Source organism: Hydrogenophaga sp. 5NK40-0174, from assembly GCF_040372165.1.
In the GTDB taxonomy this organism is placed as follows: Bacteria; Pseudomonadota; Gammaproteobacteria; order Burkholderiales; family Burkholderiaceae_C; genus Hydrogenophaga.
In genome coordinates this window covers 119,991-133,719 of the sequence record NZ_BAABWG010000005.1, presented here as the reverse complement: position 1 = coordinate 133,719, position 13,729 = coordinate 119,991, and the positions used below count along the sequence as shown (strand labels likewise).

General features: G+C 61.6%; 16 protein-coding genes. 12 read left to right on the top strand and 4 right to left on the bottom strand.

All coding sequences use genetic code 11. The features are described 5' to 3' along the window. The 9 genes from ligA to ABWV89_RS17120 all read left to right on the top strand — a co-directional run bounded on the left by ligA (position 1) and on the right by ABWV89_RS17120 (position 7,429). Positions 1-426, top strand: a complete 426-nt coding sequence (gene ligA / locus ABWV89_RS17160; protein ID WP_353399674.1) for a protocatechuate 4,5-dioxygenase subunit alpha — start codon at positions 1-3, stop codon at positions 424-426. A gap of 150 nt (positions 427-576) precedes the next feature. Further along, positions 577-1,455: a class III extradiol dioxygenase subunit beta gene (locus ABWV89_RS17155; RefSeq protein WP_353399672.1), complete on the top strand. Its 879-nt coding sequence runs from the start codon at positions 577-579 to the stop codon at positions 1,453-1,455. Positions 1,456-1,467: 12 nt separating this feature from the next. Continuing rightward, positions 1,468-2,430 (top strand): Gfo/Idh/MocA family oxidoreductase, encoded by a 963-nt coding sequence (locus tag ABWV89_RS17150; protein WP_353399669.1) that lies wholly within the window; start codon positions 1,468-1,470, stop codon positions 2,428-2,430. Positions 2,431-2,555: 125 nt separating this feature from the next. Beyond that, positions 2,556-3,146: a hypothetical protein gene (locus ABWV89_RS17145; RefSeq protein WP_353399667.1), complete on the top strand. Its 591-nt coding sequence runs from the start codon at positions 2,556-2,558 to the stop codon at positions 3,144-3,146. Between the two features lie 75 nt (positions 3,147-3,221). Next, complete coding sequence (locus ABWV89_RS17140) at positions 3,222-4,220, top strand: aldo/keto reductase (protein ID WP_353399664.1); 999 nt, start codon at positions 3,222-3,224, stop codon at positions 4,218-4,220. Between the two features lie 175 nt (positions 4,221-4,395). Continuing rightward, positions 4,396-4,893, top strand: a complete 498-nt coding sequence (locus ABWV89_RS17135; RefSeq protein ID WP_353399662.1) for a Spy/CpxP family protein refolding chaperone — start codon at positions 4,396-4,398, stop codon at positions 4,891-4,893. 26 nt (positions 4,894-4,919) lie between these two features. Continuing rightward, entirely contained in the window at positions 4,920-5,294 is a 375-nt protein-coding gene (locus tag ABWV89_RS17130) for a hypothetical protein (protein WP_353399659.1), read from the top strand. Between the two features lie 3 nt (positions 5,295-5,297). Continuing rightward, positions 5,298-6,005 carry a response regulator transcription factor gene (locus ABWV89_RS17125; RefSeq protein ID WP_353399656.1) on the top strand — a complete coding sequence of 236 codons (708 nt, stop codon included), beginning with the start codon at positions 5,298-5,300 and terminating at the stop codon, positions 6,003-6,005. Positions 6,006-6,007: 2 nt separating this feature from the next. After that, positions 6,008-7,429, top strand: coding sequence for a sensor histidine kinase (locus ABWV89_RS17120; protein ID WP_353399653.1), 1,422 nt, complete (start codon positions 6,008-6,010; stop codon positions 7,427-7,429). Positions 7,430-7,440: 11 nt separating this feature from the next. Here ABWV89_RS17120 and ABWV89_RS17115 read toward each other — a convergent pair whose 3' ends face one another. From ABWV89_RS17115 to ABWV89_RS17105, 3 genes are read right to left on the bottom strand one after another with little or no spacing between them, the layout of a single operon-like run. Further along, positions 7,441-8,697: an NAD(P)/FAD-dependent oxidoreductase gene (locus ABWV89_RS17115; RefSeq protein ID WP_353399650.1), complete on the bottom strand. Its 1,257-nt coding sequence runs from the start codon at positions 8,695-8,697 to the stop codon at positions 7,441-7,443. Next, complete coding sequence (locus ABWV89_RS17110) at positions 8,694-9,017, bottom strand: 2Fe-2S iron-sulfur cluster-binding protein (RefSeq protein WP_353399647.1); 324 nt, start codon at positions 9,015-9,017, stop codon at positions 8,694-8,696. The genes ABWV89_RS17115 and ABWV89_RS17110 overlap by 4 nt, the downstream gene beginning before the upstream one ends. A 42-nt stretch (positions 9,018-9,059) precedes the next feature. After that, positions 9,060-10,253 (bottom strand): cytochrome P450, encoded by a 1,194-nt coding sequence (locus ABWV89_RS17105; protein ID WP_353399644.1) that lies wholly within the window; start codon positions 10,251-10,253, stop codon positions 9,060-9,062. Positions 10,254-10,366: 113 nt separating this feature from the next. Here ABWV89_RS17105 and ABWV89_RS17100 point away from each other — a divergent pair, with 113 nt between their 5' ends. Then, positions 10,367-11,284: a helix-turn-helix domain-containing protein gene (locus tag ABWV89_RS17100; RefSeq protein ID WP_353399641.1), complete on the top strand. Its 918-nt coding sequence runs from the start codon at positions 10,367-10,369 to the stop codon at positions 11,282-11,284. Here ABWV89_RS17100 and ABWV89_RS17095 read toward each other — a convergent pair. Next, positions 11,276-12,226 (bottom strand): LysR family transcriptional regulator, encoded by a 951-nt coding sequence (locus tag ABWV89_RS17095; RefSeq protein WP_353399638.1) that lies wholly within the window; start codon positions 12,224-12,226, stop codon positions 11,276-11,278. The two genes, ABWV89_RS17100 and ABWV89_RS17095, sit on opposite strands and share 9 nt — an antisense overlap. A gap of 107 nt (positions 12,227-12,333) precedes the next feature. Here ABWV89_RS17095 and ABWV89_RS17090 point away from each other — a divergent pair, with 107 nt between their 5' ends. Further along, entirely contained in the window at positions 12,334-12,684 is a 351-nt protein-coding gene (locus tag ABWV89_RS17090) for a protocatechuate 4,5-dioxygenase subunit alpha (RefSeq protein ID WP_353399635.1), read from the top strand. A gap of 183 nt (positions 12,685-12,867) precedes the next feature. Next, positions 12,868-13,716: a class III extradiol dioxygenase family protein gene (locus ABWV89_RS17085; protein WP_353399632.1), complete on the top strand. Its 849-nt coding sequence runs from the start codon at positions 12,868-12,870 to the stop codon at positions 13,714-13,716. Positions 13,717-13,729: the final 13 nt, after the last annotated feature.

The following is a 13,729-nucleotide window of genomic DNA, read 5'->3' as shown; positions in this document are numbered from 1 at the left end:
ATGGCTCTCGATAAACCCTATACCGATGTTCCCGGCACGATCATTTTCGACGCCGAACAAAGCCGCAAAGGTTATTGGCTCAATCAGTTTTGCATGAGCCTGATGAAGGCCGAGAACCGCGAGCGTTTCAAGGCCAACGAACGGGCCTACCTCGACGAGTGGGCCATGACCGAAGAGCAGAAGCAGGCTGTGCTGGCACGCGACCTCAACTGGTGCATGCGCACCGGCGGCAACATCTACTTCCTGGCCAAGATTGGCGCCACTGACGGCAAGAGCTTCCAGCAAATGGCAGGCTCCATGACTGGTATGACCGAAGAAGAGTACCGCGCCATGATGATGGCCGGCGGCCGATCCGTTGAAGGCAACCGCTACGACGGTGAAGACGGCGACGCTCAGCCACAGCACCAGCCCCAAGGCAAGAAATGAAACACCCCCGCCGCGCTTCGCGCGACCCCCTCAAGGGGGCGATGCCAGCGGGCCGGGAAACCCGGACCCACGGCATCCTCGGTTGGACATGAACATGCATTCGAGAGCGATTCGCTCTGAGCGGGTTTGATCAGAAACAGGAGAAGTCCCTTGGCAAAAATTACCGCATCGGTCTACACCTCCCACGTCCCCGCCATCGGTGCGGCCATGGACCTGGGCAAGACGCACGAAGACTACTGGAAGCCGCTGTTTGCCGGATACGAGTATTCCAAGCAATGGATGAAGGACAACAAGCCTGACGTCATCTTCCTCGTCTACAACGACCATGCCACGGCCTTCAGCCTGGACATGATTCCCACTTTCGCGATCGGCACGGCGGCCGAGTACCTGCCGGCCGATGAAGGCTGGGGCCCACGCCCGGTGCCCAAGGTCATCGGTCACCCCGAACTGGCATCGCACATTGCACAAAGCGTCATCCAGCAGGACTTCGACCTCACCATCGTCAACAAGATGGATGTGGACCACGGCCTCACCGTGCCACTTTCGTTGATGTGCGGCGAGCAGGACCCGAAGCAGGGTGCATGGCCTTGCCCTGTGATTCCGTTCGCTGTCAACGTTGTGCAGTACCCCGTGCCATCCGGTCAGCGTTGCTTCGCTCTCGGCCAGGCCATTCGCAAAGCCGTGGAGTCGTACGACGATGACCTGAACGTGCACATCTGGGGCACAGGTGGCATGAGCCACCAGCTCCAGGGTGCCCGCGCCGGCCTGATCAACCGCGAATGGGACAATGAGTGGCTGGACAAGCTCATCAATGACCCGGTCGCATGTGCTGCCGTGCCGCACATCGACTACGTGCGCGAAGCGGGCAGCGAGGGTATCGAACTCGTGATGTGGCTGATCGCCCGCGGCGCCATGGCCGACGTCAATGGCGGCAAGGTCACGGGTGCACTGCCCACGGTTAAACATCGCTTCTATCACGTGCCGGCGTCGAATACTGCTGTCGGCCACGCGATTCTTGAGAACGCTTAAAAGGAAGAAAACATGACCATCAAAGTCGCTCTCGCCGGTGCCGGCGCTTTCGGTATCAAGCACCTGGACGGCATCAAGAACATTCCCGATGTGGAAGTCGTCTCCCTGATCAGCCGCGACCTGGCCAAGACCCAGGAAGTGGCCGACAAATACGGCATTGGTCACGTCACCACCGATCTGGCCGACTCGCTGAAGATCAAGGAAGTGGACGCCGTCATCCTCTGCACGCCCACACAAATGCACGCCTCCCAGTCCAAGGCCTGCCTGGAAGCCGGCAAGCACGTGCAAGTGGAGATTCCGCTGTGTGACGTGCTGGCCGAAGGTGAGGAAGTGGTTGCGCTGCAAAAGCAGACCGGCCTGGTGGCCATGTGCGGCCACACCCGTCGCTTCAACCCCAGCCACCAGTTTGTGCACAAGAAGATTGCCGCGGGCGAATTCAACATCCAGCAAATGGATGTGCAGACCTATTTCTTCCGCCGCACCAACATGAACGCGCTGGGGCAGCCACGCAGCTGGACCGACCACCTGCTGTGGCACCACGCCGCCCACACGGTCGACTTGTTCGCCTACCAGGCCGGCAGCCCTGTCGTCAAAGCCAATGCCATCCAGGGCCCCATCCACAAGGACCTGGGCATTGCAATGGACATGAGCATCCAGCTCCAGGCAGAAAACGGCGCCATCTGCACGCTCAGCCTGTCCTTCAACAACGACGGCCCGCTCGGCACCTTCTTCCGCTACATCGGCGATACCGCCACCTACATCGCCCGTTACGACGATCTGGTGCAGTCGCACGCCAAAGAGCCCGAGTCGGTGGTGGACGTATCCAAGGTCGACGTGTCCATGAATGGCATCGAGCTGCAAGATCGCGAGTTTTTCGCCGCCATCGGCGAAGGCCGTGAGCCCAACGCGAGCGTGGCCAGCGTGCTGCCTTGCTACCAGGTGCTCAACCAGCTGGAGCAGCAGCTCCAGGGTTGATCGACATCGGGTGATGCTGTCAAACCGGGGGTGATCCGTTCTGGATGCCCCCGGTCTCGTTTCAGGGCCACGATGGCCGTAGAAGGCACACTACACTGTGAACCCATGGACATGAGGAACATGGCATGAGCTGGAAGCGGTGGCTGCTGCTGGCGGTGGTGGCCTGGTTTGCCTTTCAGCAGTGGTCCGGTCGACCTGTCTCGCGACCGCCTGGGGTAGTGGCAGCGCAGGTGCCGGACCAGTCTCCAGTGGCCGACGATCTGGTATTTAAGCTGGGTGAGTACCAGGCCAAGGCACTGCACAGCTTTGACATCACCGCGCGGGTGCTGGGTGCCGAACACTACAGGAAAGGTTGGGAGTCGACACTTTCACCTGTCGACCTTGCGCTGGGCTGGGGGCGAATGTCCGATACCGCTGTGCTTGACGAGATCGACATCTCGCAGAGCGGGCGTTTCTATTTCTGGAAGGTTCAATCGTTTCCCATTCCGCGCCGCGAGATTGAGCAATCCAGTGCCAATATGCACATGGTGCCTGCGACCGATCGCCTGGCATCAGTGCTCAAGAACGTGCGAGAAGGCCAGGTGGTCAGAGTCCAGGGCTACCTGGTCAATATCACCGGTCCCGACGGCCGCTACTGGAACTCCTCCGTGACCCGCGACGACACCGGGCGCGGAGCCTGTGAGGTGATTTATGTGGAATCGGTCGATGTGCTGTGACGCCATGCATGGCGTCACAACGTGATTTGCCACCCGCGACCGGACATGCCATTGTTCAGGAAAGGAAAACAACTGATGCAACAACGCAAACTGGGCCCATTCACTGTCGGCGCCATTGGTCTCGGCTGTATGAACATCTGCCACGCTTACGGGCAGCCTGCCACGTTTGAAGAGGCCGAGCGCCTGCTGCTGACCGCGCTTGATGAGGGGGTGACCCACTTCGACACCGCTGCGCTGTATGGCTTTGGTCAGAGCGAAACCATCGTGGGCAAGGTGTTGGCCAAGCACCGCTCCAAGTTCACGCTGGCCAGCAAGTGCGGCATGGGTGGGGAGCCCAACGCCGAAGGCGTAAAAGTTCGCGTGATCGACGGTCGCCCGGAGAAGATCAAAGCCACCTGTGACGAAGCCCTCCAGCGCCTGCAGACGGAGGTGATTGACCTGTACTACTTGCACCGATGGGACAAGAAGGTCCCCGTCGAAGAAAGCGTCGGCGCTCTCGCCGACCTGGTGCGTGCAGGCAAGATTCAATCCATCGGGCTGTCGGAAGTGTCGGCCGATACCTTGCGCAAGGCGCATGCCGAACACCCCATTGCCGCTTTGCAAACTGAATATTCGCTGTGGTCGCGCAACCCCGAGATTGCGGTGCTCGAGGCTTGCCGGGAACTGGGCGTTTCGTTCGTGGCCTTCAGCCCTGTGGCGCGAGGCTTCCTGTGTGGGAAGCTCGATGTGGCGGCATTCGAAGCGAAGGACATTCGCAAGCCCATGCCCCGTTTCTCGGCAGAGAACTATCCTGAGAACTTCAAACTCTTTGAGGCCTACGCAGCCATCGCCAAAGAAGTGGGCTGCACGCCCGCTCAGTTGGCCATTGCATGGCTGCTGCACCAGGGCGATGACATCCTGCCCATCCCCGGCACGCGCAGCGTGGATCACCTCAGGGAAGATCTGGGTGCAGACGGTGTGAAGCTGTCTGACGATGTTCTGGCACGCCTCAATGGCCTGATCAACCAGAACACGGTCAAGGGCGACCGTTACCCCGAACAGGCCAACAAGGAAGTGGACACCGAGCGCTTCTGAGCGGCGTTCCCCAGCCCTGGTTCCTGCCGCAGAGCCATGTTGCGCTGCGGCAGGAACATGAAACAAAGCGAAAAGAAGAGAGAAGGAGCAGAAACCACAGCCAGGGCGCTTGCCGGCACCATCATGGACATCAACTCAGTTTTTCTACCCACTGAACCCAAGAGAGGATGTCATCATGAAAGTCTGGATCAAACGTACCCTGATTGGCCTGGCCAGTGTCACTGTTTTGCTCGGCGGCCTGACCGCCTGCGGTGCTCACCACTACCGAGAGCATCGCGGCCCCATGACGGTCGAGAAGTCTGCCGAAGTGCGCGGCAAGATTGTCGAGCGTGTGACCAAGAAGCTCGATCTGAACGCTGACCAGCGTGCCAAGCTGGTGGCGTTGGGCGAAGCACTGGAAGCCCAGCGCGTGGCCATCAAGGCACAGGAAAAGGTCTCCACCCGTGACGCCATTCAGGCACTGGTGGCGGGCGACAAGTTCGACCGTGAGGCCGCGCAGGCCCTGGTGGCCAGCAAGACCGAAATGGTCCAGACAGGGGCACCGAGCGTCATCGCAGCCCTTGGCGACTTCTACGACAGCCTGAACCCTGAGCAACAGCAAATGGTGCGCGAGCGCATGGCCAAACGCCATGGCCGCTGGGGTGGCTGGGGCCGTCACGGCTCTGAGAGCTGATCGAGCCCCAGGCAGTGGTGGCGATCATGCCGATCCCTATGCCCACATCCTTCCGCCTGGACCAGCGCCGTCGCCCGCCGGGCGGCGGTTCTTCCAGAACGGTGGTGCACAAGCGCTTGCTGCTTCAGATGCGGATTCTCGGGCCTGCGCTGATGCTGCAAGTTCGGGACCCTCATGCCGAATGGCTGACCTTGTTCTGGTCCAACCGGTTTGACCGCGACCATGCCCTGACGCTGCTGGACCATCAGGACCAGGGCACGCAAGGCTTCTGGTTGCGTCACGTGCAACAGGCGGCCAAGGCGTTTGACGCTCTGGAGCGCCCGGTTCAACAACGGGTGCGGCAAATCGTGCTCCGGCACCGCAGGCGTTTTCCTGCACGGCTTGCCGCAATGTCAGAATGAGATATGCACAAAATTCTGCTCATTGACGACGACGATCAGCTCGGCCCCCCCCTGGCAACCTACTTCAAGCGCTTTGACATGGCGCTGGAGCAAGCTGTTCGACCCAGCCAGGGGCTGGAACGTCTGGCGGCCGGCGGCTACGACGTGGCCATTCTGGACGTCATGTTGCCTGAAATGGATGGTTTCGAGCTGTGCCGGACCATTCGCAAGGACAACGATATTCCCATTGTGATGCTCACTGCGCGCGGCGACGTGATGGACCGCGTGGTGGGTCTGGAACTGGGGGCGGACGACTATCTGCCCAAACCGTTCGAGCCGCGTGAGCTGGTGGCCCGGGTGCAAACCGTGATGCGCAGGCGCCCCGTACAAGGCAGTGCATCGTCGAACCATGGAAGTGATGGTGACGACGAGGTGTTGCGTTTCGAGGGGCTGGCCATAGACACCGCTCGCCGCAGTGTGCTGCGACAGGGTGAGGCAGTGGAGCTGACCGGCACCGAGTACGAGCTGCTGGTGATGCTGGCACGCCACCCGGGTCGCGTGTATAGCCGCGACGACATCCTCAACCAGTTGCGAGGGCACGAGGCCGACCTCTATACCCGAGCGGTGGACATTGTGGTCAGTCGCCTACGCAAGAAACTGGAGCCATTGGCTTGCATCAAGACGCTGCGCAATGCCGGCTATACCCTGGCATTGCGCAAGGAGTTGAATTGAACGTGTTCTCGAGATCCCGAAGCACCGACGAGCTGGAACCAGGCTGCGGGCCATGGCACCGGCGAGCCCGCCACAAGCTTGGGCATTCCATCAAGCTGCGGATGGTCATGCTGTTTCTGTTGCTGGCGTCGGCCATGACCTTTGTGTTCATTGCCGGTGCACAGAAGGCCTTCTCGCTTGGCTGGCGAGAGGCTGCGCGGCCCATCATGATGGACTATGTGGATCATCTGGTGGCGGAAATCACCAATGACGCCGGTACGCCCGATCGGGTCAAGGCCCAGGCCGTGGTGGCGAGGTTGCCTTTGACGGTGTCCATCTCAGGCCCCAGTCTTCAGTGGCAGTCACACCCGGATGACGGCGAAGGCGATGATCACCTGCTGCGCAGTGACGACACCTCTGAAGAGGCCTGGGGCAAAGAGCACTGGGGTGGAGGCAAGGATTGGGACCGCATCCTGACCCGCACCACTGCGGACGGCCATACCGTGACGTTCGGGATCGACGGGCAGGCTTTTGAGCGGCGTCCTCGCGTGATCGGCTACGCTTTGCTGGCGCTGCTGCTGCTCACCTGGCTTGCTTACGCCTACGTGCGTTTCATCTTGCGGCCTCTGGACGATATTCAGGCGGGCGCACAACGGTTTGGCAAAGGTGATTTCACCACTCCGATTCCGGTGCGTTGCACGCGCCACCCGGACGAACTTGGCCAGCTGGCTGACACCATCAATGAGATGGGCAAGGACATCCACCAGATGCTCGAAGCCAAGCGAGCCCTGCTGCTGGCCATCAGTCATGAGCTGCGCAGTCCGCTGACCCGTGCTCGGCTCAACGCGGAGCTGTTGCCGGAAGAGGGCGATACGGCAGACGGCCGCGCTGCCCTGCTTCGAGACCTGCAGGAAATGGCCTGCCTGATTGCGGACCTGCTCGAAAGCGAACGCCTGGCGGGCAATCATGCGGTGCTGCAGAGGGAGCCGATTGACCTGCCAGATCTGGCGCGCGGCGTGCTGCGCGACCTGGCTGCGCGCCACCCTCGAGCAAAGGACGTGACGGTGGATGCCACGCAGGACATGCCCAAGGTTGCGGTCGATGCTTCGCGCGTGCGTCTGCTGATGCGCAACTTGCTGGACAATGCGCTTCGGCACAGCACGGGTGCCCCGGAAGCGCCTGAAGTGCATGTGAGTGTGCGTCAGGGAGAGGCGCCCGATGAAGCCATCGTCGAAGTTCGTGACCATGGCCCTGGTGTACCGGAAGATCAGCTCGAACGCCTGACGGAAGCCTTCTACCGCCCCGACTCAGCCCGCACGCGGGGCGCTGGTGGTGTGGGCCTGGGTCTGTACCTGTGCAAGCTGGTGGTCATGGCACACGGTGGTAGCTTCACGATCCGCAATGCCAATCCGGGCTTGTCGGTGGTGGTCACACTCAGGGCGTGACCGCAGCCGTTTCAGGCTTTCTTCAGCAGGCTGGCCAGATCAAAACCGGTATCGGTTGCCTGGGCCACCGTTGGTGACACACCAGCGTCCAGCAGCTTGCGGGCCTGAAGGTGCTCCCTGGCGCTGTTGATGCTGTCGACTGCGATGAGACGGTCGCCGGCAAAGTGGTAGACACTGAACCCGGTGCCCGCGTCCATGTCGCCGCGCACCGCCCAGTGGTCAGCACCCATCGACAAGCCCGCCATCTGCAGCTTCTTGTCGAACTGGTCGCTCCAGAACCACGGTGTGGCGGTGAACGGGCGCTCCTGGCCCAGCAGGGCCGACGCGGCGCTCTTGCCCTGCTCGGTGGCGTTCTGCACTGACTCCAGCCTCAGCAGGCTGCCATCGGACAGGCGCCGCGCTGTGCAGTCGCCAGCAGCCACGATGAAAGGGTCGTCGGTGCGGCCGCAGGCGTCGACAATGATGCCGCGATCACATGGCAGGCCTGCTTTCCTGGCCATTGCATCGTTGGCCAGTACACCAACGCCGACCACTACCAGGCCGGCGGGCAGTAAGCTGCCATCGGATAGCCGCACACCTGTCACGCCCTGTTCATCGTGCTCGATGGCGATGCACTGGGTGTTCAGCATCAAGGTCACACCATGACCGGTGTGCAATCGGGCATACCAGTCCGAGAGGGACGGCGAGAGCACTCGACCGAGCAGGCGCGGCGCCGATTCGAGTACGGTGACCAGCAGGTCCTTCTGGCGTGCGGTGGCTGCCACCTCCAGCCCGATGAAACCGCCGCCGATGACCACAACAGGCCGGCTTTGTTCGGCGCACATCGTCATCCTGTCGGATATGGCATTGGCATCGTCGCGGGAGCGCAGTGCCAGCACGCCCATGGTATCGGCGCCAGGGATGTTCAGCGAGCGAGGCGTCGAGCCTGTGGCCAGCACCAGCCCGTCATACGGCAGTACCGAACCATTCTTGAGATGCAACAGCTTCTGCGGGCGGTCAATGGAAGCCACGGACACACGCGTGCGCAAGTCGATGTTCTTGCGCGCCAGCATGTCGGGCGCGCGCATCATCAGTTGGGCAGCATCCATTTCGCCGGCGAGCCAGGCCTTGGACAAGGGCGGTCTGTGATAAGGCCCATAGGGCTCGTCGCCCAACAAGGTGACAGAGCCTTCATACCCACCGGCGCGCAAAGCTTCGGCGGCTTGCACACCGGCCTGGCCGGCTCCCACAATCACCATGCCAGGCGCGTCACCCGTTGGCTTGCTCATTCCTGGCACTCCGGCAGCGTCACCACGCCGCCATCGATGGCGGCACTGGCCTTGATCTGGCAGGCCAGGCGGCTGTTGGCTTTGCGCTCTGCGGCAACGTTCTCCAGCAAGTCCAGCTCGCCTTCACTCGGTGCCGGCAGCACGCCCGCCAGAAAGTCGTCCACGTAGCAGTGACAGGTAGCGCAGGCGCAAGAACCACCGCATTCACCAACAATGCCTTCGACGCCATTGGTGATGGCGCCTTGCATCAGGCTCCAGCCGTCTGCCAGATCGATGGTGGTGGACTGCCCGTCAGCTTCAATAAAAGTAATGTTGGCCATGGTTTCTCCGTGGTTCGATGAGATCTTGTGCGCTGGTGTGATTCACAGCGCCCTGAGTTGCAGCACCAGCGGGCTGCGGAATGTTGACGACGGCATCCATGGCAGCTGGTCTGCTGCGCGGGCATAGTCGGGAACGACTTGATGGAACTCTTCAAAAGCGATCTTCACCGCCAGGCGCGCAATGGCAGTGCCCAGGCAGGCGTGTACGCCGCCGCCAAAGCCCAGGTGCCCGCGAGGCTTGCGGGTGATGTCGTACACATCCGGGTTGGGGTACTGGCGCTCATCGCGGTTGCCGCTGCCATAGGCCAGACAGACGAAGTCGCCTTCCTTCATGGTCTGGCCATGCAGGCTCACGTCCTTCATCAGGCGGCGACGGAAGCGCTGGGCCGAGGTGTTGAAACGCAGGCTTTCCTCGATGGCGTCGGGTAGCAGGGCCGGGTTGGCCACCACGGCGCGGCGCGCCTCGTCGAAGGTGGCCAGGTTGTAGGCGAACATCATCATGAAGCCGCCCAGTGACTCCACGCCCGCCATGATCAACGTCGTGGTGGTCAGCAGCACTTCGCGGTCGTCCAGGCGATCACCATCGATCTCGGCCAGCGCAAAGTTGCTGATGAGGTCGTTCTGTGGCTCGGCGCGGCGCATGGCAATCACCTTGCTGGCGTACTCCTGCATCCAGTTGTAGGCCGCAATGTGCTCCGGCCCTTTGGCGCGGGTACGGGCATCGCTTTGCACCATCAGCACAGCGTTCTCGCGAACTTCATGCTCGGGCACCAGCGCGTCTTCGCCCATGGGCAGTCCCAGGGCAGCCATGAGTACCTTCACCGTGAACTGCGCTGACACGTCCTTGAAGTCGAACTCTTTCACATCCTTGAGTTGGGCAAACACCTGTCTGGCCACATCCCGGATGGGCTCTTCCAGCGCCATCAGATTGCGCTTCATGAAGGCGTGCTGGATCAACCCACGCAGTCGGTCGTGCTTTGGTGGATCAGAGCTGCCCAGCGTGGCACCGGCGCGGCCTGGCAGCTCGGTCATCAGGTTGCCACTGGCCGAAGAGTAGGTCTGCCAGTCCTGTCCGGCAGAGACGATATCGGCGTAGCGTGAGAGCACCCACATCTGGGCTTCCTCGCTCCAGAAGCAGGGGTGCTCGTCACGCAGGTGCTTGTAGTAAGGGAACGGGTCGGCGTCGATGGCCGGGGAATAGGGGTCGAAATGAAAGCTGCCCAGACTCGTGCTCATGTGTGTCTCCTTCGGTCCTTGAATTGGCGATGGAGTGCACTTTACGTCTGACAACAAAACAAAAAATGCAATATTTGCTGCTATTGATTGTACTTTTCGATCAAAATGGACAAATGGTCAGTCATCCCGGAAAGCCTCGACACCGCCGCTCCATTCCGAAGTTCGCCCTTTACGGCGAGCGCAGTGCACCGGGCCAGGAGATCCTGCACATTGAAGACGTGCGATCACGCAGCCAGCTCTACCGGTGGGAGATCGAGCCCCACGTGCATACAGGCCTGCACCAGGTGCTGTGTCTGCATGAAGGGCGTGCGGACGTGGCACTCGACGACTGGCAGGGTTCGGTAGCGGGCCCGGCGGCCATCGTGGCACCGCCAGGCGTGGTGCACGGGTTTCGTTTTGCGCCGGACACCGACGGACATGTGCTCACACTCTCACCGCGCTTGTTGCTGGAGGGCGACTTCCAGCAGGTCGGTCAATCGTTTCAGACCCTGTTCGATTCCCCCGGCGTGATCGACTTGCGCGAACAACCCGCCGACGCGGACCGGTTGCGGCATCAGTTGGCAGGGCTCACAGCAGAGTTCAACAGTCCAGACGCGGCCGACAGCCCGGTCATCGGATGGCTGGCACGGGCAGTCGTCTGGCGACTGGCACGAATGGGCGAGCGGCGAGACCTGATGAGCAGCGCGACGGACCAGCAAAGCCTGTTCACGCGCTACCTGATGCTCATCGAGGCGCACTACGCCGAACACTGGAGCATGGACGACTATGCCGCCAAGCTGGGTTTGTCTACTCAGCGATTGAACCGCCTGGTGAGGGCACAACGCCAATGCAGTGCGCTGACCCTCGTACACGAACGCCTGATTCGAGAGGCATGCCGTCGCCTGCTCTATGTGGCCGCACCGGCGGCCAGTTTGTCCATGGAGCTGGGCTTTGAGGACCCCGCCTATTTTTCCCGCTTCTTCAAGCGCCACACCGGCATGAGCCCCCAGCAATGGCGCCGGTCGAAGCAGGGTGCCCCAGCTTCAGACTGACCGAGGCCGAGTGTTGCGGCTGCGTCTGGCTGGTGGCTGTGGCAACGCTGCCTTGGCTACCTCGAGCAGCTGCTCTCTCAGCCAGCGGTGTGCTGCGTCATCATGGTGTTGTCGATGCCAAATCAGGTACATCGGCAAACGAGGGCACTTCGACACAGGAACAGCCACGCTGGCAAACGGACGCATGAAGCCCAGGGCGAGAAGCGACGGTGCGGTGGCCAGCCAATCACTGCCGGCCAGAAAGGCGGGCAATGCGGCAAAGCCCGGCACCTGCACGGCAAAGTGGCGGCGGACGCCCGCTGCTGCCAGGTCCGTGTCGACCTGCAGGCTGCGTCGGGGCTCATAGACCACGGTGATGTGCTCGGCGGCTTCGTAGTCTTTGAGCTGGCGCGGTGGTTCCCGGACCCCCGGGTCATAGTACACGCGGTATTCGTCGACGAACAGTCTTTGCTGCAGGATGTCGCTCCCTTCCGGCGGGCGAGGACTGATGGCGATGTCGCAATGCCGATCACGCAACATGTCCAGGCTGGGCACATCGGAGGGGATGACGCGCAGCGTCACACCGGGCGCCGATATTCGCAAACGCACCATCAGCGATGGCAGCAACACCTCTCGCTGGAAATCGTTGGCCGCAATGGTGACGGTTGCCTGCCAGCGCGCCGGGTCGAAATCGCCTGCATGGGCAAACCGTTCCATGTCACGCAAGAGCAAACGTGCCGGCTCGGCCAGTGCCAGCGCACGGGCTGTGGCCACAATGCCGCGCCCGCTCTTGACGAACAAGGCGTCGCCCGTGATGGCCCGCAGCTTGTCCAGCTGATGGCTTACGGCCGATTGGGTCACGCCCAGGGCGTGGGCCGCCTGGGTGACGCTGCCGTGCTCCAGTACCGCAACCAAGGTTTTCAGCAGCGACGCATCCAGATCCAACCAATCGATATTGCTCATGAAATATATGATGAATCATGTGTTTATTTTTTGCAATGAGCGGCGCAAACTTTCCTTCAGTTGTCGACGCACCGCTTCACAAGCGGAACATTCAGAGGAGACTCGCTGTGAGCAACAAGATCAGCATTCCCGGCACCACGCCGTTTGACGGTGAAATGGCGGCCAAAGGCCTTGCACTGAACAAGATGTGCTTTTCCTTCAACGACAAGGCCAACCGCGACGCCTTTGTCGCCGACCCCGAGGCCTACATGCAGAAGTACGGCCTGAACGAGCAGCAAGCCGAGGCCATTCGCTCCAAGCAGGTGCTGGCCTTGCTGGAAGCGGGCGGCAATGCCTACTACCTGGCCAAGTTCGCCGGCATCTTTGGTCTGGACATGCAGGACATTGGTGCCCAGCAGACCGGCATGAGCAAGGACGAGTTCAAGGCCAAGCTCGTGGCAGCCAACAACCAGTGCTGACCCCCTGCGGCGCTGTGCGCCTTCCCCCTGGAAGGGGGCTGCACCCCGGTGGCCCGGCAAAGCCGGTTCCACGGGTGTCCAAGGCCAATCGCTCGCTCCTCAGCATCGACTCAACAGCATGGCGACATGGCACCTGAGTCACTCACTCGAATTCAGAAGATCTGATCCGTCAGGAGAATCAACATGGCACAACTCATCGGTGGTCTGGCCACCTCGCACATCCCCGCCATCGGCGGCGCCATCCACAAAGGTCTGCAAAACGAACCGTACTGGAAGCCGTTCTTCGACGGCTTTCCGCCCATCCACCAGTGGCTGGGCGAGCATCAGCCCGACGTGGTTGTCGTGTTCTACAACGACCACGGCCTGAACTTCTTCCTCGACAAGATGCCCACCTTTGCCGTGGGCGCGGCCGCCACCTACAGCAATGCCGATGAAGGTTGGGGCATTCCCACGCTGCCGCCCATGCAAGGCTGCGTGGACCTGTCCTGGCACCTCATCAATGAGCTCATCGCCAAAGAGTTCGACATCGTGACCTGTCAGGAAATGCTGGTCGACCATGCCTGCACACTGCCGTTCAAACTGTTCTGGCCGAATGAAGCCGTGGCGCCGGTGCAGATCGTCCCCATCAACATCAACACGGTGCAGTTCCCGTTGCCTACCGCCAAGCGCTGCTACAAGTTGGGCAAGGCAGTGGGCGAGGCCATCGTGAACTGGGACAGCGACAAGAAAGTCGCCGTCATGGCCACCGGAGGCCTCTCTCACCAACTCGAAGGCGAGCGCGCCGGCTTCATCAACAAGGCCTTCGACCTGCAGTTCCTCGAATCCATGGAAAGCAACCCTGAATGGGCCACGCAATTCAGCGATCTGGAGTTAGTGGAAAAGGCCGGCACGCAAGGCGTGGAACTGCTCATGTGGCTGGCCATGCGCGCGGCCCTCACGGCCGGTGGCGCTGGCGTGCGCAAGGTGCACAGCAACTACCACATCCCCATCTCCAACACTGCCACGGGCGTGCTGGCGTTGGAGACGGTGTAAGGGCATGCCGCTC

What these genes read in the sequence shown, in the direction of transcription:
- ligA (WP_353399674.1), top strand. Translation starts at nt 1, where the DNA reads ATGGCTCTCGATAAACCCTATACCGATGTTCCCGGCACGATCATTTTC.
- ABWV89_RS17150 (WP_353399669.1), top strand. Translation starts at nt 1,468, where the DNA reads ATGACCATCAAAGTCGCTCTCGCCGGTGCCGGCGCTTTCGGTATCAAG.
- ABWV89_RS17145 (WP_353399667.1), top strand. Translation starts at nt 2,556, where the DNA reads ATGAGCTGGAAGCGGTGGCTGCTGCTGGCGGTGGTGGCCTGGTTTGCC.
- ABWV89_RS17140 (WP_353399664.1), top strand. Translation starts at nt 3,222, where the DNA reads ATGCAACAACGCAAACTGGGCCCATTCACTGTCGGCGCCATTGGTCTC.
- ABWV89_RS17135 (WP_353399662.1), top strand. Translation starts at nt 4,396, where the DNA reads ATGAAAGTCTGGATCAAACGTACCCTGATTGGCCTGGCCAGTGTCACT.
- ABWV89_RS17130 (WP_353399659.1), top strand. Translation starts at nt 4,920, where the DNA reads ATGCCGATCCCTATGCCCACATCCTTCCGCCTGGACCAGCGCCGTCGC.
- ABWV89_RS17125 (WP_353399656.1), top strand. Translation starts at nt 5,298, where the DNA reads ATGCACAAAATTCTGCTCATTGACGACGACGATCAGCTCGGCCCCCCC.
- ABWV89_RS17115 (WP_353399650.1), bottom strand. Translation starts at nt 8,697, where the DNA reads ATGAGCAAGCCAACGGGTGACGCGCCTGGCATGGTGATTGTGGGAGCC.
- ABWV89_RS17110 (WP_353399647.1), bottom strand. Translation starts at nt 9,017, where the DNA reads ATGGCCAACATTACTTTTATTGAAGCTGACGGGCAGTCCACCACCATC.
- ABWV89_RS17105 (WP_353399644.1), bottom strand. Translation starts at nt 10,253, where the DNA reads ATGAGCACGAGTCTGGGCAGCTTTCATTTCGACCCCTATTCCCCGGCC.
- ABWV89_RS17100 (WP_353399641.1), top strand. Translation starts at nt 10,367, where the DNA reads ATGGTCAGTCATCCCGGAAAGCCTCGACACCGCCGCTCCATTCCGAAG.
- ABWV89_RS17095 (WP_353399638.1), bottom strand. Translation starts at nt 12,226, where the DNA reads ATGAGCAATATCGATTGGTTGGATCTGGATGCGTCGCTGCTGAAAACC.
- ABWV89_RS17085 (WP_353399632.1), top strand. Translation starts at nt 12,868, where the DNA reads ATGGCACAACTCATCGGTGGTCTGGCCACCTCGCACATCCCCGCCATC.